The sequence below is a fragment of the Acidovorax sp. A1169 genome (assembly GCF_030704685.1).
In the GTDB taxonomy this organism is placed as follows: Bacteria; Pseudomonadota; Gammaproteobacteria; order Burkholderiales; family Burkholderiaceae_C; genus Acidovorax.
The window spans coordinates 60,369-81,044 of sequence record NZ_JAUZDX010000023.1 but is presented as its reverse complement, the minus strand read 5'-3'; the positions used below and the strand labels follow the sequence as shown (position 1 = coordinate 81,044).

Sequence of the window (20,676 nt, the reverse complement as noted above, 5' to 3'; positions counted from 1 at the left end):
CGTGCATCCGGTTCAACGGATCACCTTCTGGATGACTTCGATCAAGCGGTTGGGATCGAACGGCTTGACCAGCCAACCGGTGGCACCGGCCGACCGCCCCGCCTGCTTCATCTGGTCACTCGATTCAGTGGTCAGGATCAGGATGGGGATGGTCTTGAACTTGGGGTGCTCGCGCAGCTTGCGCGTGAGGCCTATGCCATCGAGCCGGGGCATGTTCTGGTCGGCCAGCACCAGGTGGATGTCGTGGCTCTCGGCCTTTTCCAGGGCATCTTGCCCATCCACCGCCTCCACCACGTGGTATCCGGCACCGGTGAGGGTGAAAGACACCATTTTTCGCATGGATGGTGAATCATCTACGGCAAGTATCGATTGCATTTAGGACTCCAACTGACTTGAATATATAGGTGAACCAGCGATGCCAACTTCAGAATAGATCAATAGACCCGGCATCCATCTCGCTTTGCGTGACGGGATTGGGTCGATCCGGCGCCATTTCGGCAAATGGCGCCGCCTCCTCGCCTTCATCGTGCCCCATGGCCTCGGACGCCAGCCGAAACGCGCAGCCCTGCAGGACCTTGGTGGTGTGCCAGATGAGCTGCGAGGCCATGTCCTGGAACTGCAGTTCGGTGACGGCACTGCGCAAGGCCGTACGGGCGGCCGCCAGCTCGGGCGAGTCCGCCACGAAGGCATCGTTCAGCACGGCATTGGCCTCGCCAAAGCGCTCCAGCAGATTGTCCGTGGCATGGTTCAACAAGCCTTCCAGGCGGTGCAGGTCGTGCATGACGACCAGCAGCGAATCCTGCAGTTCTGCTGCCACCATGACCGGAACCTGAACTGCCGGCCCAGTTGACGTTGATAGCGTAGATTGCATTGTTTCTCCATAGCAACAAGCAGACCAGGGTCCTAAAGCCCCCAACTGGCGGTCCGCACTGGCAGTGCCCCGCCAACCCTTGCAAAAACCCTGACATTGCGTTCTATTGGACGATAGCCTTCTCACCCACTCCACCGGGACAAACACCCTTGTTTGTTCCAATTTGTATCCTATGATAGCGCTCATATGGTCATGACAGTAGCAGGCCAGCCCTTACGCCTCCTGCACCTGGAGGATTCGCTGGCAGACCATGTTCTGGCCAAGCTCACTTTGCAGCGTGCCAAGCTGCATTGCACCGTCCAGCAGGTAGACACTCTGCAGGATTTCTGCGATTGCACCAGCAACCAACCCTTTGATTTGATCCTTGCGGACTACAGACTGCAAGGATTCACTGCGCTGGATGCATGGGAGCATGTGGCTAAATTAGCAACACCTGTGCCATTTGTGTTGCTGTCGGGGGCCATTGGCGAGGCGGCGGCCGTGGACGCGATGCGCCTGGGCTTCTCCGATTACCTGCTCAAGGACGATATTTCGCGCCTGCCGCACGTGGTCACGCGGGCCATCGAGGTGCACCAGGCCCGCCAGGACCGCGAACGCGCCGTGGCTGAGCTGGCGGCCTCCCAGCAGCGCCTGGCGGAGCTCACCGAGCACCTGCAGACCTCCATCGAACAGGAGCGCGCCTCCATCGCCCGGGAGATCCACGACGACATTGGCGGCTCGCTGACCGCCGTAAGGGTAGATCTCGCCTGGATCGGACGGCATGCGCAGGACCCGGGGACACAGGACCACCTTGCCAGTGCGTCGGACATGTTGCAACACGCCATCGGCGCCAGCCAGCGCATCATGATGAACCTGAGGCCGCCGATCCTGGAGCAGGGGCTGGTGGCAGCCATCCAGTGGCTGGCGGCGGGCTTCGAGCGCCGCAGCGCGGTACGCACGCAGGTGGTGGCCAGTGGCGAGGCGATCGATGTGCCCAGCGATATTCGGCTGGTGGCTTATCGCACAGCGCAGGAGGCGCTGACCAACATCGCCAAATACGCCCAGGCCAGCAAGGTGCATATCGACCTGTCCGACCATGAAGGGGTGCTGACCGTGGAGATCGCCGACGACGGCTGCGGCTTTGACGTGGCCCGGCTGGCCGACAAGCCCAAGGCCTTCGGGATCAAGGGCCTGCACGAGCGGGCGCGCACCGTGGGCGGCTGGCTCGATGTCAGCACGCAGCCGGGCAAAGGGACTTGCCTCACACTGTCGATACCGCTGGCCACCTCGGGCCTGCCCCCCATCACAGGAGATGTCTGGTGATCAACGTCGTTTTGTGCGATGACCATGCCGTGCTCAGGCGCGGCATCCGCGATACCCTCACCGAGGCCACTGACATCAAGGTGACCGGGGAGGCCGGCGGCTACGCCGAACTGCGCGAGGTGCTGCGCAGCGCCCCCTGCGACGTGCTGCTGCTCGACCTGAACATGCCCGGCCGCGGCGGCCTGGAGGTGCTGGCCACCCTGCGCGAAACCCATTCCACCATCAAGGTGCTGGTGGTATCGATGTACCCCGAGGACCAGTACGCGCTGCGCTGCCTCAAGGCCGGCGCCCAGGGCTATGCCAACAAGGCCTCCGATCCGGTGGAATTGATCAACGCGGTGCGGGTGGTGATGCAGGGCCGCAAGTACCTGACGGCCGAGGTGGCCCAGATGCTGGCCGAGAGCCTGGCCCAGCCAGTGCTGGAGAGCCCGCACGCCACGCTGTCCGAGCGCGAGCTGCAGACCTTGATCAAGATCGCCTCGGGCCGCCGGCTGGCCGACATTGCCGAAGAGCTGATGCTCAGCCCCAAGACGGTGAGCGTGTACCGCTCACGGGTCCTCGAGAAGCTCAAGCTCTCCAACAACGCCGAGCTCACCGTCTACGCCATCCGCAACGAACTCGTGTAGCCCCTTGAGTGGCCACGGGTGGGCGCAACACCTGCAGCCGACCGATTTACCGCTGGCTTGAAAACAGGTCGATGGATTGCTGCATCAGCGTGAGGATGGGCTGCTCCAGCATGGGCAAGGTGGCCGTGATGCCCAGCAAGCCCACGGTGAGAGTGACCGGAAAGCCGACCGCGTAGATGTTCATCTGCGGCGCCACGCGCGAGATGATGCCCATGGCCAGGTTGACGAACAGCAGCAGCGCGATCATGGGCAGGGCGATCCACAACGCGCTGGAAAACAGGGAGGAGCCCAGCTCGTAAAGCCGCATCTGCCCGATGGCCTGCAGGAAGTTGCCGTCCACTGGAAAGCGGTCGAAGCTCTTGACCACGGCCATGATGACCATCAGGTGGCCGTTGATGACAATGAACAGCAGCGTGGCCATGTGCCCGAAGAAGCGCGCCACGGCGCTCACCTGGCCATTGCTGGCGGGGTCGAAGAAGGAGGCGAAGTTCAGGCCCATCTGCAAGCCGATCATTTCACCGGCCAGCTCCACCGAGGCAAACACCAGCCGCACCGAAAAGCCGATGGCCAGGCCCACGGCCACCTGCTGGACCACGGCGCCCAGCGCCTCGCGGCCATTGATGTCGATCACCGGTTGGTTCACCAGCACGCCCTGCGCGCACAGGGCCACGAAGAAGGCCAGGCCGATCTTCACCCGCATGGGAATGGTGCGCATGGAAAACACCGGCGCCACGGAGAACATCGCCAGCACACGGATGAACGGCCACAGGATGGGCGAGATCCAGGCCACCAGTTGGGCCTCGGTGAAAGTGATCACGGCAAAGCGACCGTGCTACCCGACGACCGAGGGAATCGACTCGATGGTCCGGCGGATGTAATCGACCAGGGTGCTGATCATCCAGGGCCCGGCGATCGCGAACACCACCATCGCGGCAATCAGCTTGGGCACGAAGGCCAGGGTGGCTTCGTGGATCTGCGTGACCGCCTGGAAGATGCTCACCACCAGGCCCACCGCCATCACCACCCCCAGCACGGGCATGGCGATCATGAGCAGCAATGTGAGGGCGTCGCGCCCCATGGTCAGTACCATCTGTGAAGTCATGGGGCCTCTCTAGGTAACAAAGCTGGCGGCCAAGGAGCCGATCAGCAGGTTCCAGCCATCGGCCAGCACGAACAGCATGAGCTTGAACGGCAGCGCCACCAGCACCGGTGACAGCATCATCATGCCCAGGGACATCAGGATGCTGGAGACCACCATGTCGATCACCAGGAAGGGGATGAAGATCATGAAGCCGATCTGGAACGCCGACTTCAGCTCGCTGGTCACGAATGCCGGCACCAGCACGCGAAACGGTGCGGTCTCGGCGGTCACCTCGGGCGCTAACCGTGCCAGGCGAGAGAACAGCGCAAAGTCCGACTGCCGGGTTTGCTTGAGCATGAACTCGCGCATCGGCACCTCGGCCCGCTCCACCGCCTGCTCGAAGGTGATGGCGTTGGTGGTGTAGGGCACATAGGCATCCTTGTGCACCCGGTCGAACGTGGGCCCCATGACGAAGAAGGTCAGGAACAGCGACAGGCCGATGATCACCTGGTTGGGTGGTGCCGACTGCGTACCGATGGCCTGGCGCAACAGCGACAGCACGATGACGATGCGCGTGAACCCCGTCATCAGCAGCAGGATGGCGGGCAAAAAGGACAGCGCCGTGAAGAACAACAGCGTCTGGATCGGCACGGAATAGCTCGTGCCGCCACTGCCCGCGCCCACCAGCACAGGCAGCGTTCCAGGGGCTGCAGGAGTGGCCGCCGTCTGCGCCAATGCAGGCACCTGCCAGAGCAGGAGGCCCAGCGCGGCCAGGGCCACCACCCACGCGGCGCGGGGCAGTGATGATGCAGGGCGTGCCGAATCAGGCATGCGGTTCCTTGCGCGCCTCGGCCGCCGCCATTTCGCGAGCAAAGGCGGAGTTATCCGCCACCACCACCGGCAATGCAGCCGGTGCCGCTGGGATCGCGGATGGAGCCGCCAGCACGTGCAGGCAACTGACCTGCTGCGCCGTGACACCGAGCACCAGCCAGGTGCGAGCCCCCTCGGGTCCCACCTCCACGGTGACCACCCGCTGCTGCGGGCCCACGGCCACTGCCGACAGCACGCGCGACGCGGCCCCGGCCGGCAGGCCCCCTGCGGCATGGCGTTGCTGCAGGCGCTTGATAAGCCAGGGCAGGCAGGCCATGGCGCCCACGAACAGGACGACGACGACCAGCGTCTGGGTCATCCCCATGGCTGTGCCCCCATCACCCACGGCTCACGCGCCGCAACCGCTCCGAAGGCGTCACCACGTCGGTCAGGCGGATACCGAACTTGTCGTTCACCACCACCACTTCGCCCTGTGCGATCAGGTAGCCGTTGACGAGCACGTCCATGGGTTCCCCGGCCAACGCATCGAGTTCGACGACCGAGCCCTGCGCCAGTTGCAGGATGTACTTGATCGGCACCCTGGTGCGGCCCAGCTCCACGGACAGCTGGACGGGGATGTCCAGCACCATGTTGATGTCGTTGACGGTGCCGTCGCCGTTGACCGTCGCGGAAGGGCGCACCGCATCACCGGACAGAGGACCGCCCTGCTCGGCGTCACCGGGCTTGTCGTCCGAGCTTTTTTGCTCTTCGAGTGCTTCGGCCCAGCCCGCAAACGGATCCTCGGCTGCACCGTCCTTGTTGTCTTCAGTTGACATCTTTTTCTCCCAGCCAGCTCATGTCCGAGTTGCGCAGGCACTCTTCGATGCGGATGGCATATTTCGAATTGTGGGTCCCATACTGGCACTCGAAGATGGGAACACCCCCGATCGACGCGCGGATGCGCGGCTCCCGGTCGAGCTCGATGAAATCGCCGGGCTTCATGGCCAGCAGTTGCTCCACCGTGGCATCGGCCTTGGCCAGCTCGGCCACCAAAACCACCTCGGCCGCCTGGATCTCGCGCGTGAGCACCCGCACCCAGCGCCGGTCCACCTCGATGGAGTCGCCCTGCGTCGAGGAGTACAGCACGTCGCGGATGGGCTCCAGCGTGGCATAGGGCATGCAGATGTGGATGGCGCCCGACAGGTCGCCGATTTCCAGCTGGAACGCAGTGGACACCACAATCTCGCTGGGCGTGGCGATGTTGGCGAACTGCGGCTGCATTTCCGAGCGCTGGTAGTCGAGCTCCAGCGGGTAGATGCCCTGCCAGGCCTTCTTGTATTCGGCGCAGATCACGTCGACCAACCGGTTGATCACGCGCTGCTCGGTGGGCGAAAAGTCACGCCCCTCGATGCGGGTCTGGAACTTGCCCACCCCGCCGTACAGCGTGTCGATGATGCCGAACACCAGCGACGGCTCGCACACGATCAGGCCACTGCCACGCAGCGGACGGATGGCCACGATGTTGAAGTTGGTAGGGACTGCGAGTTCGCGCAGGAAGGCGCTGTAGCGCTGCACCGATACGGTACCGACCGAAATCTCGGGGCTGCGGCGGATGAAGTTGAACAGGCCGATGCGGAAATTGCGCGCAAACCGCTCGTTGACGATTTCCATCGTCGGCATGCGGCCACGAACGATGCGCTCCTGGCTGGAGATGTCGTAATTGCGGACGGACCCCAACTCGGCCACTTCCTCGACGGATTTCTGGCTCTCGCCAGTAACGCCTTCCAGAAGGGCATCAACCTCTTCCTGCGATAGGAATGAATCACTCATGGCAGGATTGTCCTCGCATCACTGGATGATGAAGCTGGAGAAAAGAATGCCTTGCACCGGATTTTTCGGTACCTTGCGCGGTGGCGGCTGCTCCTCATCGTCCTCGCCAACCGGCACCGACGCGGGTTTGGGCCGCTCGCGTGGCACGGTGAAACCCAGCGGACGGGAGACTTCGCGCAGGATGTCCTTGGCCAGTTTTTCCTTGCCTTCGCGCACCAGCAGCTCGCCGGAGGTGCGCTGCGATACCAGCAGCAGCACGCTGCTGCGGATGGAAGGCAGGTAGAGTTTGATCTGCTCGGCCGTCTTGGCGTCGGCCACCTCGACCGTGATGCCGATCTGCGCAAACCGGTCGCCGCCCGGATCGGCGAGATTGACCACCATGTTCTCCAAGGGCAGGAAAGTGGGCGGTGTCTTGGCCGTCTCGTGGGCCGGCGCCGCTGCGGCAGCCCCTCCCTCCTCGTCATCGGCGTTCTTTTTCTTGCCCAGGATGAAAAAGGCCGCAGCGCCCGCGATGCCCAGCACGAGCACCAGAGCGACCACGATGATCAGCATCTTCTTGCTTTTGGGCTTCTCCTTGGCCGGAGCGGCAGCAGCATTGGCAGACACGTGACAGGTTCCTTAGGTGGGATTCGATGGTGGCATCTCGCCGGGAACGGCATCGGGCCGGCAGACGCTTCCCATTGTGGCGCAGCTGCCGGTCCAATAATAGCCAGAATACACCCCTTAACAGCGTGTTAACGCCGGCAATCGCTGTGCCACGCTGGCGCAGCATGCTGCGGCGGCCACGGCCAGACTGCAGCCGCGTTACACGAAGACGTCCACGGCGCTGTTGTTGCGCGTGCCGCTCCCCGCCAGCCGCTGGCTGACATCCGTGGGGCCGGAGACCAGCACCTGGCCCTGCTGCCCATCGCCTGAACGGTTGCGTTGCTGCTCCTCGGCATCGCCCGCCATGGCGCCCTGGCCTGCCGAGGTGCCTACGGTCATGCCCGACAGGACCAGGCCCTCGCTGCGCAGCAGCTCGCTGAGCTGCGCCATGCTCTGGTCGAGCATCTCGCGGGTGTGCTCCTGGTCGCTGCGGAAGGTGACATGGGCCTCGTTGCCGGACAGGGCCACCGTCACGGCCAGGGGCTGGCCGTCGCGGTTCAGCGTGACCTCCGCACTCTGGGTTTTCTGGTTGGCCCAGTAGGTGACCTGCTCGGCCAGCAATTCTTCGGCCCCGGTCTGTGCCAGTTCTTCAAAGCCCGAGGTGCCCGACGCACCATCCACCGCGAAGGAGGGCTCGGCCCCGCCTTCGCCCAGGCCTCCCGATCCGCCATGCCGGGACGACTCGCTGCCGCCGCCCGCATCCGCATTGCGCGCGCCAGGGGCTGCCACTGCAGCCGTTGGATCCAGGTTGGCCAGCAAGGCGGCGTCCGCCCCGGTGGCGCCGCTCTCACCCGAAACACGGTGCAGGCCCGTGCCGAGCTCGCGCACGGCGGCCGCCACTGCGGTGGACATGGTCGACAGATCGCCCGTGGAAGCCGCCACCTGCTTGGCATCGCCGCCCGCGGCGCGCGCCGATGCAGCGCCCACGCTCCCCGCCCCACCCAGGCCCGCATCGCTTGCGCCGCGCTGCAGGGCTGCACTGTGCAAGCGCGAGAACTGGCGCCCGAAACCCAGCGTGGCCGTGGCAGGCTGCGATGCATCCGGCAAACCGCCATCCAGTGCCGCAGTCTGCGACACCAGGCCATCGGCGGCCGGCAAGCCCTGGCCCGCCAGAAGCTGCCCGGCAAGGGCCGGTGCACCGCCTGCAGGATCTGACAGCATATGGGCCATGGCGCCACGCGCCACTCCGGTCTGCCCCAACAGGCCGACGGCGCTCATGCCCTCCGCGCTGCCGCCCTGCCCTGCCGAACCTCTGAGTTGCTGGGCAGCACTGTCGCCTGCGACCAGCGCCTGCCAACCAACCAGGGTGGACGGATCGACGGCAGCCAGGGTGCTGGAGGCATCCGAAACACCTGGAACGGCGGCCAGCGGATCCCCTCCCTCGGCGAACTCCGGGTCCTGGGCGGCCAGCAGTGCCAGAAAACTGTCCGGCTGCGCGGCGGCCCCGGCGCCATCGTCCGTGATGCCCTTTTGCTGGGTGTGGGCGCGCGTGCGCGCGGTCTGCTGGGGAGACTGCGTCCCCTGGCTGGTGGATATGCGTGCCTGTTCCATGGTCAATTCTCCTGCCCTATCGGTCCTGAACCCTGCGGCTGTATTGCATCGCCGCACGCTCATCGGTTTGTTTCTGGTCCATGCGGGCCTGGGCCTGCTCCAGCTCGCGCCGCCGCTGCTCGACCACCTTGCGCAGGCTGGCCAGGCGCTGCTCCGCCTCCATCAGGCCGCGCCGTGCGTTCTCGACCCGCGCCTCCTGGTCGCCCACCACGCTGGTCTGCAGCCCCGCGGCATGCCCCAGCCGGTCCATGAACTGGTAGTGGTGGTACATCACCTCGGGTTGCACGCGCGTGTCGGCCTGCATGCCCCAGCGCTGCTCGGTCTCGCGGGCATAGTCCTGCAGCTGGTGCAATTGCGCCTGGGCTGCCTGCTGCACGGCCAGAGCCTCCTGCAGCACGTGGCGCGCCTCGTCGCGCTTGCGCGCGGCGATCTCCACGGCGATGATGAGGGCACTGAGGACAGACATAGTGGGGCCTTCCTGTGCTTACTGGTCGAGCACGGCCGCCATGGCGTTCACGCTCTGGTCCATGGTGGACGCTTCGAACATGTCCTGCTGCAGAAAGGCCGCCATCTGCGGCTGCAGGTGGATGGCTTCGTCCAGCGCGGGGTCGGATCCGCTCATGTAGGCCCCCACCTGCACCAGGTCGCGGCTCTTCTGGTAGCGCGAGTACACGGCGCGAAAACGCCGCGCCACGTCGAAATGGCCGCGCGAGACCACGTTGTGCATCACGCGCGAGGCCGACTGTTCGATGTCGATGGCCGGGAAGTGCCCCGACTCGGCCAGCGAGCGCGACAGCACGATGTGCCCGTCCAGTATGGCGCGCGCGGCATCGGCGATCGGGTCCTGCTGGTCGTCGCCCTCCGACAGCACGGTGTAGAACGCGGTGATGGAGCCTACGCCATTCAGGCCGTTGCCGCTGCGCTCGACCAGTGCGGGCAGCTTGGCAAAGCACGACGGCGGGTAGCCCTTGGTGGCCGGAGGCTCGCCGATGGCCAGCGCGATCTCGCGCTGCGCCATGGCGTAGCGGGTCAGCGAATCCATCAGCAGCAGCACATGCTTGCCCTTGTCACGGAAATGCTCGGCCACGGCGGTGGCATAGGCAGCACCCTGCATGCGCAGCAGCGGGGGGGCATCGGCCGGCGCGGCCACCACGACCGAACGCGCCCGGCCATCCGCCCCCAGGATGTCTTCCACGAATTCCTTGACCTCGCGGCCACGCTCGCCGATGAGGCCCACCACGATCACGTCGGCCCGGGTGTAGCGGGCCATCATGCCCAGCAGCACGCTCTTGCCCACGCCCGAGCCGGCAAACAGGCCCAGGCGCTGCCCGCGCCCCACGGTCAGCAGGGCATTGATGGCGCGTACCCCGGTGTCCAGCGGCAGACGCACGGGGTCGCGGTCCATGGCGTTGATCTGGCGGCGGTCCATGGGCTCGGAGACCACGTCCTGCACCGGACCGCCATGGTCCAGGGGCAGGCCCTGTGGGTCCACCACCCGCCCCAGCAGGCCGTCCCCCATGGGCAGGCGCAGCACGCCGGCCTTCGGGGATGGCCGGGAAGGCTCACCCAACCGCGGGCTGGCCACATAGGGCGCGGCGGGCACCACGCTGGCACCACTGGACAGGCCATGGATGTCGCCCGCAGGCATCAAAAAGGCGCGGTCGGCCGAAAAGCCGACCACCTCGGCCAGCACCGGCGCATGCCCCGGCATCTGCACCATGCACTGCGAACCCACGGGCACGCGGATGCCGGCGGCCTCCAGCACCAGGCCGGTCAGCCGGGTGAGGGTGCCGCGCGTCTCCAGCGGCGCACGTTGGCGCACGCGCTCGCGCGCATCGTCCATGAACTGCGTCCAGGCGCTGGAGGTGAGGGCATCAACGCTCATCGCCGCTCTCCTGCCAGGGCGACTCCAGCCCCAGCGAGGCGATGGCACGCTCCCAGCGCTTGGCCACGCTGCCATCGACCACGGTGCCGCCGGACTCGACCAGGCAGCCCCCGGTGGGCACGGCCGCATCGGCCACCCACTGGATGCTGGCACCCATCTCATCGCGCAACGGTTGCTCCACCGCCCCCATGTCCGAAGGGTTCAGGCGCACCATGGCCGGGCGCCCCTCGGCCAACAGCATGCCCACGGCCTCGCGTACCACCGGCTCCAGCACATCGGGGCCGACCGAGAGCTCCCGACGCACGACTTCGCGGGCGATATCGCAGGCCAGCGCCAGCACGTCCTGGGCCATGCGTTGCTGCATCGCGGCAAGGGACTCCTGCAAAGACTGCACCACGCTGGCAATGCTGTGAGACATCTCCAGCGCCTGGCCCGACACATAGTCGTCCATGCGCTGCTGCCATTCAAGCGCCGTGTCGGCCTGGCCCTGTGCCAGCCCCTGGGCAAAAGCCGCATCGCAGGCCTGCTGCACCAGTGCCAGCTGGGCAGCCTCCACCTCGGCCGGATCGGGCAGGGGTTCGGGCTCGGGCAGGACCTCGGGTTCGGGCTCCACCGGTTCGGATCCGTCCACGGCGCCGAACTTCCATTGTGTGACCAGCCCCACTTCCTCGCTGGGGATGAAGCGCGAGTAGGAGCGCTGGCTGTTAGACGAAGGCATCGTCACCACCACCACCGATCACGATCTGGCCTTCGTCGGACAGGCGGCGGATCGTCTTGAGGATTTCCTTTTGCTGCGCTTCCACTTCGGACAGGCGCATCGGGCCGCGCGACTCGAGGTCTTCGCGCAGTGCTTCGGCAGCACGCGAGGACATGTTGGACAGGAATTTCTCGCGCAACTCGGGCACGGCGCCCTTGAGCGCCACAATGAGCGTCTCGGATGCCACTTCCTTGAGCACTGCCTGGATGGCGGTGTTGTCGAGCTTGAACACGTCTTCGAAGACGAACATCTTGTCCATGATCTTCTGCGCCAGATCGGGGTCGTAGCCGCGGATGGACTCGATCACCACGCTGTCCATGTTGGAGCCCAGCAGGTTGATGATCTCGGCCGCCGCCTTGACGCCGCCCAGCGAGCTCTTGCGGATCTTGTCGCCACCCGCCAGCACCTTGAACAGCACCTCATTGAGGTCCTTGAGCGCCGTGGGCTGGATGCCTTCCAGCGTGGCCACGCGCAGCAGGATTTCACTGCGCTGGCGGTCGGTCAGGTGCATCAGGATGCCCGAGGCCTGCTCGCTGTTCAGGTGCACCAGGATGGCCGCGACGATCTGGGGGTGCTCGTTGCGCAGCAGCTCGGCCACCGACAGCGGGTCCATCCACTTGAGGCTTTCGATCCCGGAGACGTCGCCGCCCTGCAGGATACGGTCGATCAGCAGCGAGGCCTTGTCGTCACCCAGCGCACGCTTGAGCACGGCGCGCACATAGTTGCCGGTGTCGGACACCAGCAGGCTCTGGGCCGCCGCGGCATCGGCAAAGCGGTTGATGACGCTGTCCACCTTGTCGCGCGACACCGATTTCATGCGCGCGATGGTCTCGCCCAGTTTCTGAACCTCTTTGGGCGAGAGGTGCTTGAACACCTCGGCCGCCTCCTCCTCGCCGAGGGACATCAGCATGATGGCGGCGTCGTTGAGACCTTGTTCATCCATGGGCTATCCAAGCATGTTGAGCGGCGACGGGGTCAGGCATTTTCGCCGTTAACCCAGGATTTGAGAATATTGGCGACGGCCACGGGGTTTGCCTTGGCCAGCACGCGTGCCTCTTCCAGACGCAATTGCTCTGGCGTGGCCACCACATTCTCTTCCTTCCTGGAAGGAGGCGGCAGCGCAGGGCGGTCGGGCTGGTCAGCTTCCAGCGCATCGAGCTGCCCACCGGCCACCGGAATGGCCCGGGGTGCACTGCCTCCCTTGAGCGCCGGACGCACCAAGCCCAGGAGCACCATGGCGCCGAACAGCAGGGCCCCCACCGGCCAGGCAAAGCTCTTGGCCACATCGAGGACCTCGGGCTGCTTCCACAGCGGCACATCCGTCGACACCGCGGCCTCCACCTGGAACGGCGTGTTCATGAGGTTCACCGAGTCACCGCGCTCACCATTGAAGCCGATGGTTTCACGCACCAGGGCCTTCATCTGCTCCAGTTGCTCGGGGGTGAGCGCCTTGGTAACGGTCTTGCCCTTGTCTTCGGTCGATTGGTAGTTCACCACCACGGCAGCATTCAGGCGCTTGATGGCCCAGTTGTTGCCACGCGTGACGCGCACGGTCTTGTCCACTTCGTAGTTGGTGGTGGACTCGCGCTTGGAGGACGACTCCTCTGTGCCCTGCTGGGTGCCGGCCTGGGGTGCTGGATTGGCGCCGTTGATGGGTGCAGCCGAAGGTGCGGGCGGTTGATTGGCAACGGCGCCGGGTACACCGGTCGCGGTCTTCTGGGCCATGCCGGAGGTTTCCAGCATCTGCTGGCTGCGCACGGCCTTGGCATCGGGGGTCTGGTTGGGGCGGAATTGCTCGGACGTGGACTCGGTGCGGCTGAAGTCCAGTTCGGCCGAGACCTGGGCCTTGACGTTGTTGCGGCCGACCACGGGCTCCAGAATGTCCTGGATGCGGCGCGTGAGCTGCTGCTCGATCTGCTGCACATAGAGCAGTTGCTGTGCATCGACCGCATTGGCCGCCGCGTTGCCGTCGGGCGACTGCGAGAGCAGCTTGCCCGTATCGTCCAGCACGCTGACAGCCGAAGGCGCCAGCTCGGGAACGCTGGACGCCACCAGGTGGACGATGCCGGCGAGCTGGGCCCGGTCCAGAATGCGCCCGGGGTGCAGGCTGATCAGCACTGAGGCTGAGGGCTTTTGCTGTTCGCGGAAAAAACCGTTCTGGTTGGGCAGCGCCAGGTGCACGCGAGCACTCTGCACCGAAGACAGTGCCTGGATGGAGCGGGTCAGCTCGCCCTCCAGGCCGCGCTGGAAGTTCAGTCGTTCCTGGAACTGGGTCATGCCGAAGCGGTTGGTTTCCATCAGCTCGAAGCCGGTCACGGAGCCACGGGGCAGGCCCTGGGTGGCCAGGCGCAGGCGCACGTCATGCACCTTGTCAGAGGGAATCAGGATCGCACCGCCGCCTTCGGCGTACTTGTAAGGAACGTTCATCGTGGTCAATTGCGCCACGATGGCACCGCCGTCCTTGTCGTTCAGGTTGGAGAACAGGACACGGTAGTCGGGCTGGCGGCCCAGCACGATGGCAGCGATCGCGACGGCGACCAACAGTGCCACGCCCACACCCAGGCGCATGCGCTGGGCCCGGTCGAGGCCGGACAACCGCTGCAGCCAGTTGGGACGGGCTGCGGGAGGTGCAAGCGGAGCGAGTGGGATTTCAGCAACTGCAGACATCGTGCTTTCCAATAGGTGGGGCCCGGCAAGGGACCTTGGCGTGGGTTCGATTATTTGGCTCAAGTACCTGCCATGTTCTGCCGATAAGGCGCGCCTTTGGGCATCTATTCCCCATGATGGCCCACGGATGCCTGGCTACTATCACTACATCCCCCATCCCCCATCCCCCAATGGACACCGCCATGGACCTCCGCATCACCAGCTCTACCACCCCCATGGCGGGTGCCGGCATGGCGCGCCGCGCCGCCATGCCGCAGGCCGAAGGCAACGATGTGGGCTTTTCGGGCGCCCTCAAGGGGGCGCTGCAGTCGGTAAGCGCTGCGCAGAACAAGTCGGCCGACCTGCAAAAGGAAGTCCAGCTCGAAAACCCCTCGGTCAGCCTGGAAGAGACCATGGTAGCAATCCAGAAGGCCCAGATCGGCTTCCAGGCCACGCTGCACGTGCGCAACCGCATGGTACAGGCCTATACCGACATCATGAACATGCAGGTGTGAAGCACCCCCTGAGTCGCTTCGCGCCTTCCCCCTGGAAGGGGGACGCCCCCAGTGCGGCGGGGCGGCCCTTGCACGGGGGCGCTGGCTTGGGGCGCGCCGGTTACATGCGCCATGTGTAACGATACCCCCATGTTTGCTTCTGATTTCGATTCAATTTAAATAGCCAAGCACTATTCGCCACACCGACAGGGTCATTGATCCCTGCAACGGCATTCCCCACCAAGCTCGTGCTGCAGCAGGCAGCAAAAAGCCACCGGCCGTCTTGCGACGTGCGGTGGCTTTTTTCTTCCCGGCAGAAAGCAGGGCCGTGGATGGAGGTGCCGCCCGGCAGCCCCTCCTTCGTCGTGCCCCGTTCAGTGCATCATCTGCGGCTGGCCTTCGAACAGGTGCTCGAACTGTGCCAGCCAGGGTTCTGCAAGGCAGCGGATCTGCGCATCGTTGCGCAGGATGCGCTGCATGATGCGCGTCTTTTCGCGGCGGTGCTCGGGCAGCAGCTCGTGCTCCTGGGACTTGAAGCGCAGTTGCTCGATCAGCACGGCGCAGGCCCCCTCGTAGCGCACCACGCCATCCCAATCCTTGAGCTTGGCGGCCTCCAGCATCTTGGCGCTGCTGTCTTCAATGGCTTTGTAGTAATCAATCAGCATGTGGGACATGGTTCATGCCTCCACCAGCACAGGCTGGCCCGAAGCGGTGGTGTCAGCTGGAGTGGCTGCACCGTTGTTGTTTTTCTTGATCTCGTTCCAACCGAGCGCGACCGGCTCGATAAGGCGCATGACTTCCTGCATCATGGCGTCGTCATTGCGGGCATTGGCCAGGATCAGGCGGCGGATGCAGTAGTCGTACAGGGCACCCAGATTCTCCGCCAATTCACCCCCATCGACCTTGTCAAGGGCTGTGCTCAGCCCTTCTTCGATGATGCGCACCGCCTTGGAGATGGCATTGCATTTGCCGACGATGTCACCGCGCGCCATGGCGCCGCGTGCGGTGGCGATGGCACCCAACGCACCTTCATACAGCAGACTGACCAGTTGGTGCTGGTCAATCGTGTGCATGCTGGTTTCCACATTGATGCGCTGGTAGGCGTTGGCTGCACGGGGATTGTGGGCGCTGAACATGGGGTGGTCCTTACGGTGTGATGCTTTATTTATCGGCTGGCGCCCATAAAACTGAAGGCTTTCCGTCAGGTCGACTTGTTCCAGGTGGTCACTTGCTGCGCAATGTAGGCGTTCAGGGCATTCAGGGAGCTCATCTGCGTGTCCAGCGCGTTGTAGCGCGCGGTGGTGCGCTTTTCGAACGCGTCAACCTTGGCCTGGGCAGTCACCTGGTCCTTGGCAATGCGCTTGAGCGACAGCTGCAGCGTGTCGTCCTTGGACTTGAAGAAACCGTCCGTAGACAGCAGGTTCGCCGCCAACTCCTTGACGCGCACGGCAACCCCCTTGGATGCGCCGGCATCGGGATTGCGGAACAGGTTCTTCACGTCGTCCGTGTTCTCGTTCATGGCCTTGCTGAACTTGGTGGCGTCCACTGCCAGATCGCCCGAACGCTGCAACGTGATGCCCACATCTGCCAGGCGCTGGAAGCCGGCCTTGCCGCCCGTCATCGACTGGATGGCTGAGCGAAGGGAGTTCTGCAGAGCGATGGCGGTCGAGTCCCCCTGCAACAAGCCCGCCGATTTGTTGGCGGGGTCGTACTTGGTTGCCTCGTTGAGGATCGAATTGACCTCGTTGTAGGCCTTCACGAAGTCATCCACGCTCTTCTGGATGACGCTGTTGTCCTTGGCCACGCCGATCTCGATCGGCGCCGTGGTGACCTGCTCCACCTTGAAGGTCACGCCCGAAATGGTTTCGGCGAAGGTGTTGGTGGCCGAGGACACGGCAATGCCGTTGATGGTCGCCTTGGCATCGGACGCGACCTGTGTCACGGTGCTGCCCGCCACCAGACGCGACAGGCCAGTGGCGTCGGTGTTGCCGGCACTGGCGATATCCGTATCCCCGCCCTCCATCACGCTCAGGCGGAAACCGGATTCCAGCCCCGTGCTCTTGCTGCGCAGCATCAGGCGCTCACCGGAGGCATCCTTGAGCACCGAGGCCGTCACACCGGCATTGGAGCCATTGATCTTGCTGGCGACGTCATTGACGGTATCGCTCGCCGAAATGCTGATGTCCACCGGGGTACCCGCCCCCGGGGTGAAAGAGGACGGCGACACACTCCACTGGCCCAGCTCCAGGCGCAAGGTGCCGGCGCCCAACGCACCACCGACGGGCAGCAGGGCAGCAGATGCCGTGGCCTGCGCCTTGGCAAGCCCCTGCACTTCCACGCTGAAGGTGGTCGGCAGGGTTCCGCCGATGGCGGTAGCACTCACATACTTGCTGTCCGAAGAAGTCGTGGAAACAGCGTTCCAGCTCGTCAAGCTTGCGAGCTTGCTGGCAGCGTCCGACAGGGTGGAGACCAGCGACTTGATCTGGCCAAAGGCAGAAATCTTGGTATCGACCGTGGCTTTCTGGACCTTGAGCGTCTCCAGCGGCCTCTCTTCGAGCTTTACCAGCTGGGAAATGATGCTCTTGACGTCCAGACCATTGGTGGCAAGGCCTGGTGAAGAAATGGTAGCCATGAGAACCTCCTGAACTGGTCAGCGGAAATTATGGCGCCGATCGGGCAGCAATAACCTCCTTATTCACACCAGGAAACCCGCCAATTCCCGCGCTCCCGGCAAACGCGGCATAGAAGGTGAAAAGGCGGCGACAGGAAAACTGTCGCCGCCGATACACCCAGGGCCCTCTCAGGCCCTGCCAGCCGATCCGCGCTTAGCGCAGCAGGGCCAGCACACCTTGTGGCAACTGGTTGGCCTGGGCCACCATCGCCGTACCAGCCTGCTGCAGGATCTGCGAGCGCGACAGGTTGGCGGTTTCTGCCGCGAAGTCAGCGTCCAGGATGCGCGAACGGGAAGAAGACAGATTCTCCGACGTCACCTGCAGGTTGGCAATCGACGTTTCGAAGCGCGACTGCAGAGCACCTAGCTTGGCACGCTCACCGTTGATGTAGGCCAGACCGGAGTCCACCGTCTTGAGGGCTTCGGTCGCCTTCTTGAAAGTCGTCACATCGAGGTTGGCCACCTCTTGCAGATCCGAAGCCGAGTTGGCAGCGGTTGCCGTGCTGAAGGCGTTCGTCGTCGTCGCAACAGTGGAGAAGGACTTGTCGGAGTCCAGCACCACGTAGCCGCTGACCGTCGAGGCGTCTGCACCGGTGGCTGCAGCCAGGGTGTCGGCTGCCCCAATGGCCGTGCCATCCGCCTGCAGCTTCTGGATATTCACCGCACCCGCGTTCGCGCCGGAAGCGGCACCCTTGGCAATGCCGATGTCCTGGCCCGTGGCGCTGGTCAGGATCACGCCATCGTTCGTGGAGTTCAGTGAAGCCGTGATACCCGTCTTGGAAGACTGCTCATTGATGGCGGAAACCGCGTTCGACAGGCCATCTGCCGTGTTCAGCGCCGTCACGTTGAAGGAAACAGACTGGCCCAGCGCAGGCGACGTGGGTGCGTTGTCACCGCGCAGCTCGAAGGTGTAGGCGCCGACGGACGTGAAGGACAGTTGCGCTTCCGTGCGCGCGGAGGCGGTAACACCCGTGTTCGCGGTCTGCAAGTTGATGTTGTCGGCCATCGCCTTAGCCGTGTCGTTGGCGGTAATGGTGATGTTCTTGGAACCCAGGGCACCGTTCACGGCCAGCGTACCGCCGGTCACGCCATTGGTACCCCAGCTGGTGGCGCTGGCACCGCTGCCCGAACCGTTGGCCGAGGTGTTCTGGTTGTTGCCGTACACGCTGGTGCGCAGGTTGGCCGTGGCGGCCACGATGGTCTGGTTGGCGTTGGCGCCGACCTGGAACTGCTGCGTGCCGAACGAACCGTTGAGCAGCTTGGCACCGTTGAACTCGGTGGTTTGCGAAATGCGGTCGAGTTCGCTGACCAGTTGGCCCACTTCCTGTTGCAGGGCCTGGCGGTCGCCAGCGCTGTTGGAGGCGTTGGCCGATTGCACAGCCAGTTCACGCACCCGTTGCAGGATGTCGCCGGAGGCCTTCAACGCGCCTTCTGCCGTTTGCGCCAGGGAAATACCGTCGTTGGCATTGCGCACAGCCTGGTTCAGGCCGCGGATCTGGCTGGTGAAGCGCTCGGAAATGGCTAGGCCAGCGGCATCGTCCTTGGCGCTGTTGATGCGCAGGCCGGACGAAAGGCGTTGGATGGAGGTGTTGAGCGAAGTCTGGCTCATGCCCAGGTTGCGCTGGGCCGTCAACGAGGCGACGTTGGTGTTGATGGTGGATGCCATGGCAAATCTCCTGAAAAGAACTGACTGAAATGGCGTTGCCGCCAACCTGGTGCCAGGCAAGGCACCCGGCTATACGGTCCACAGTGCCGACATGGCCTTCTGGTGAACGGCGGAGGGCATTTGCCTTCCGTTGTGAGTCTTTTCGACGCCGGCTGGGGAAACTTTAGGGCCAAACGTACAAGTTGGCAGGCTTTTCTGCTCTTTATCGGGCCAACGCAAACGGGGGCCATTGCCACAATTCCTCATCGTTCCCGTATCGCCTGCCGGACGGTTGTAGTCCCCCATCAGGCACAAATGTCCATTCAGCCTCAAGGAGCATTCCCATGGCAGCCACGATCAACACCAACGTCGCCTCGTTGACGGCCCAGCGCAACCTGGGCATGAGCCAAACGTCGCTCAACACCTCCATCCAGCGCCTCTCGTCCGGCCTGCGCATCAACAGCGCCAAGGACGATGCCGCCGGCCTGGCCATTTCCGAGCGCTTCACCAGCCAGATCCGCGGCCTGAACCAGGCGGCACGCAATGCCAACGACGGCATTTCGCTGGCCCAGGTGACAGAAGGCGCCATGAAGGCCGCGGGTGACATTCTGCAGCGTGTGCGTGAACTGGCTGTGCAATCGGCAAACGCCTCCAACAGCCCCAGCGACCGCCAGGCATTGAACCAGGAAGTGGGCCAACTGGTCAGCGAACTGGACCGAATCTCGCAAACCACAGAGTTCAACGGCGCCAAACTGCTCAACGGCACATTTGGTACGCAACAGTTCCAGGTGGGGGCCAATGCCAACCAGACCATTGTCGCCGCCACGGCCAACCTGCGCACCAGTGTTTACGGCAACAACCAGAACACCTCGGCCAATGGCGCCGGCAGCGGTGCCAGTGCCACCGCATGGGGTACCAATGGCGTCACCGCTGGTACGTTGGCAGTGAACGGGTCCCTGGGCTCCCGGAACATCACCATCAACGCCAACGACACGTCCAAGGCGATGGCAGACAACATCAACCTGCAGACTGCGAACACGGGCGTGACCGCCTCTGCACGCACCGAGGTGGATCTGTCCTTCACCTCCGTTGGCTCCTACACCTTCGAGTTGCGTTCGGAAAACACGCCCACCGCACCCGCGCTCGGGCAGTCCGTTTCGTTCAATATTTCGGCACTCAATACGTCGGATGGCCTGTCCAATGCCATTTCCGCCATCAACGAACAATCCGCCAAAACCGGTGTGACCGCTTCGCTGAACTCCAGCAGCACCGGCATCGTTCTGACCAATGCCACAGGCCAGGACATTGGCATCTTCAAGGGCGCCACCTCTGGCGCCAATGCGGGGGCGGTCACCATACAGAAGCTTCAGTCCGATGGGACCTCAGCCGGCGCTGCCGACACATTGGCCGCTGCGTCCGGTGCCGACAGTTCCACCGTCAGTGGTTATGTGGTGCTGGACTCCGAAAAGTCCTTTTCCACCAATGCCACGACGACCAACGCTTTCAGCACGGCGACGCCTGCCGACAGCGCATCGGACCTGCAGGAAGTGGCCAATCTGGACGTGACCACCTTCAAGAAGGCGACCGAAGCCCTCAAGACCGTGGATTCCGCACTTTCGTTCATCAACGGTGAGCGCGCCAAGCTCGGCGCCTTGCAGGCCCGCTTCGAAACAGCCATTTCGTCACTGAACATCACGTCCGAAAACCTGTCCGCATCGCGCTCGCGCATTCTGGATGCCGACTTTGCGGCGGAAACCGCCAACCTGTCGCGCTCGCAGATCCTGCAGCAGGCAGGCACAGCCATGGTGGCACAGGCGAACCAGATTCCCCAGGGTGTATTGAAGCTGCTGCAGTAAGTAGCA

At 64.2% G+C, this 20,676-nt stretch carries 23 protein-coding genes; 4 read left to right on the top strand and 19 right to left on the bottom strand.

Annotated elements, in window-relative coordinates; translation table 11 throughout:
• Positions 1-12: 12 nt before the first annotated feature.
• The gene (locus tag QYL93_RS27150; RefSeq protein WP_007853722.1) at positions 13-375 is read right to left on the bottom strand and encodes a response regulator; all 363 of its coding nucleotides are present in this window, start codon (positions 373-375) and stop codon (positions 13-15) included.
• Between the two features lie 49 nt (positions 376-424).
• Entirely contained in the window at positions 425-871 is a 447-nt protein-coding gene (locus tag QYL93_RS27145; protein ID WP_057204117.1) for a hypothetical protein, read from the bottom strand.
• A 186-nt stretch (positions 872-1,057) separates the two neighbouring features.
• On the opposite strand from QYL93_RS27145, the gene QYL93_RS27140 reads away from it, so the two are divergent.
• Both QYL93_RS27140 and QYL93_RS27135 read left to right on the top strand, forming a co-directional pair.
• A complete protein-coding gene (locus tag QYL93_RS27140) occupies positions 1,058-2,173 on the top strand; it encodes an ATP-binding protein (protein ID WP_370877046.1) in 1,116 nt (371 codons plus the stop codon).
• A complete protein-coding gene (locus tag QYL93_RS27135) occupies positions 2,170-2,799 on the top strand; it encodes a response regulator (protein WP_305746595.1) in 630 nt (209 codons plus the stop codon). Before QYL93_RS27140 ends, QYL93_RS27135 begins: the two co-directional genes overlap by 4 nt.
• Before the next feature lie 46 nt (positions 2,800-2,845).
• Here QYL93_RS27135 and fliR read toward each other — a convergent pair whose 3' ends face one another.
• The 13 genes from fliR to fliF all read right to left on the bottom strand — a co-directional run bounded on the left by fliR (position 2,846) and on the right by fliF (position 14,025).
• Positions 2,846-3,616 (bottom strand): flagellar biosynthetic protein FliR, encoded by a 771-nt coding sequence (gene fliR, locus QYL93_RS27130; protein ID WP_057204114.1) that lies wholly within the window; start codon positions 3,614-3,616, stop codon positions 2,846-2,848.
• Between the two features lie 15 nt (positions 3,617-3,631).
• Positions 3,632-3,901 (bottom strand): flagellar biosynthesis protein FliQ, encoded by a 270-nt coding sequence (fliQ, locus tag QYL93_RS27125; RefSeq protein ID WP_007853732.1) that lies wholly within the window; start codon positions 3,899-3,901, stop codon positions 3,632-3,634.
• A 9-nt stretch (positions 3,902-3,910) separates the two neighbouring features.
• Entirely contained in the window at positions 3,911-4,711 is an 801-nt protein-coding gene (fliP, locus tag QYL93_RS27120) for a flagellar type III secretion system pore protein FliP (RefSeq protein WP_305746594.1), read from the bottom strand.
• Positions 4,704-5,069 (bottom strand): flagellar biosynthetic protein FliO, encoded by a 366-nt coding sequence (locus tag QYL93_RS27115; protein ID WP_305746603.1) that lies wholly within the window; start codon positions 5,067-5,069, stop codon positions 4,704-4,706. The genes fliP and QYL93_RS27115 overlap by 8 nt, the downstream gene beginning before the upstream one ends.
• A 19-nt stretch (positions 5,070-5,088) precedes the next feature.
• On the bottom strand, positions 5,089-5,526 hold the full coding sequence (gene fliN / locus QYL93_RS27110; protein ID WP_305746593.1) for a flagellar motor switch protein FliN: 438 nt from the start codon (positions 5,524-5,526) through the stop codon (positions 5,089-5,091).
• Entirely contained in the window at positions 5,516-6,520 is a 1,005-nt protein-coding gene (fliM, locus tag QYL93_RS27105) for a flagellar motor switch protein FliM (RefSeq protein WP_305746592.1), read from the bottom strand. Before fliM ends, fliN begins: the two co-directional genes overlap by 11 nt.
• 18 nt (positions 6,521-6,538) lie before the next feature.
• Positions 6,539-7,126, bottom strand: a complete 588-nt coding sequence (gene fliL, locus QYL93_RS27100) for a flagellar basal body-associated protein FliL (RefSeq protein ID WP_305746591.1) — start codon at positions 7,124-7,126, stop codon at positions 6,539-6,541.
• 198 nt (positions 7,127-7,324) lie between these two features.
• Positions 7,325-8,716 (bottom strand): flagellar hook-length control protein FliK, encoded by a 1,392-nt coding sequence (locus tag QYL93_RS27095; RefSeq protein ID WP_305746590.1) that lies wholly within the window; start codon positions 8,714-8,716, stop codon positions 7,325-7,327.
• A 16-nt stretch (positions 8,717-8,732) separates the two neighbouring features.
• Positions 8,733-9,182 (bottom strand): flagellar export protein FliJ, encoded by a 450-nt coding sequence (gene fliJ / locus QYL93_RS27090; RefSeq protein WP_305746589.1) that lies wholly within the window; start codon positions 9,180-9,182, stop codon positions 8,733-8,735.
• An 18-nt stretch (positions 9,183-9,200) separates the two neighbouring features.
• Complete coding sequence (gene fliI / locus QYL93_RS27085; RefSeq protein WP_305746588.1) at positions 9,201-10,601, bottom strand: flagellar protein export ATPase FliI; 1,401 nt, start codon at positions 10,599-10,601, stop codon at positions 9,201-9,203.
• Complete coding sequence (locus tag QYL93_RS27080) at positions 10,591-11,319, bottom strand: flagellar assembly protein FliH (protein ID WP_305746587.1); 729 nt, start codon at positions 11,317-11,319, stop codon at positions 10,591-10,593. The genes fliI and QYL93_RS27080 overlap by 11 nt, the downstream gene beginning before the upstream one ends.
• The gene (fliG, locus tag QYL93_RS27075; RefSeq protein ID WP_305746586.1) at positions 11,306-12,301 is read right to left on the bottom strand and encodes a flagellar motor switch protein FliG; all 996 of its coding nucleotides are present in this window, start codon (positions 12,299-12,301) and stop codon (positions 11,306-11,308) included. The genes QYL93_RS27080 and fliG overlap by 14 nt, the downstream gene beginning before the upstream one ends.
• 32 nt (positions 12,302-12,333) lie before the next feature.
• Positions 12,334-14,025 carry a flagellar basal-body MS-ring/collar protein FliF gene (gene fliF / locus QYL93_RS27070; RefSeq protein WP_305746585.1) on the bottom strand — a complete coding sequence of 564 codons (1,692 nt, stop codon included), beginning with the start codon at positions 14,023-14,025 and terminating at the stop codon, positions 12,334-12,336.
• 182 nt (positions 14,026-14,207) lie between these two features.
• On the opposite strand from fliF, the gene fliE reads away from it, so the two are divergent.
• The gene (gene fliE / locus QYL93_RS27065) at positions 14,208-14,519 is read left to right on the top strand and encodes a flagellar hook-basal body complex protein FliE (RefSeq protein WP_057204148.1); all 312 of its coding nucleotides are present in this window, start codon (positions 14,208-14,210) and stop codon (positions 14,517-14,519) included.
• 353 nt (positions 14,520-14,872) lie between these two features.
• Here fliE and QYL93_RS27060 read toward each other — a convergent pair whose 3' ends face one another.
• From QYL93_RS27060 to QYL93_RS27045, 4 genes are all read right to left on the bottom strand, one after another.
• On the bottom strand, positions 14,873-15,172 hold the full coding sequence (locus QYL93_RS27060; RefSeq protein WP_007860919.1) for a flagellar protein FliT: 300 nt from the start codon (positions 15,170-15,172) through the stop codon (positions 14,873-14,875).
• Between the two features lie 3 nt (positions 15,173-15,175).
• Positions 15,176-15,634 (bottom strand): flagellar export chaperone FliS, encoded by a 459-nt coding sequence (gene fliS, locus QYL93_RS27055; RefSeq protein WP_305746584.1) that lies wholly within the window; start codon positions 15,632-15,634, stop codon positions 15,176-15,178.
• A gap of 65 nt (positions 15,635-15,699) precedes the next feature.
• Positions 15,700-17,130, bottom strand: coding sequence for a flagellar filament capping protein FliD (fliD, locus tag QYL93_RS27050; RefSeq protein ID WP_305746583.1), 1,431 nt, complete (start codon positions 17,128-17,130; stop codon positions 15,700-15,702).
• A 193-nt stretch (positions 17,131-17,323) separates the two neighbouring features.
• Positions 17,324-18,835, bottom strand: coding sequence for a flagellin (locus tag QYL93_RS27045; RefSeq protein ID WP_305746582.1), 1,512 nt, complete (start codon positions 18,833-18,835; stop codon positions 17,324-17,326).
• Positions 18,836-19,158: 323 nt separating this feature from the next.
• Between QYL93_RS27045 and QYL93_RS27040 the strand changes: the two genes are divergently transcribed.
• On the top strand, positions 19,159-20,670 hold the full coding sequence (locus tag QYL93_RS27040; protein WP_305746581.1) for a flagellin: 1,512 nt from the start codon (positions 19,159-19,161) through the stop codon (positions 20,668-20,670).
• The last annotated feature ends 6 nt before the right edge of the window (positions 20,671-20,676 follow it).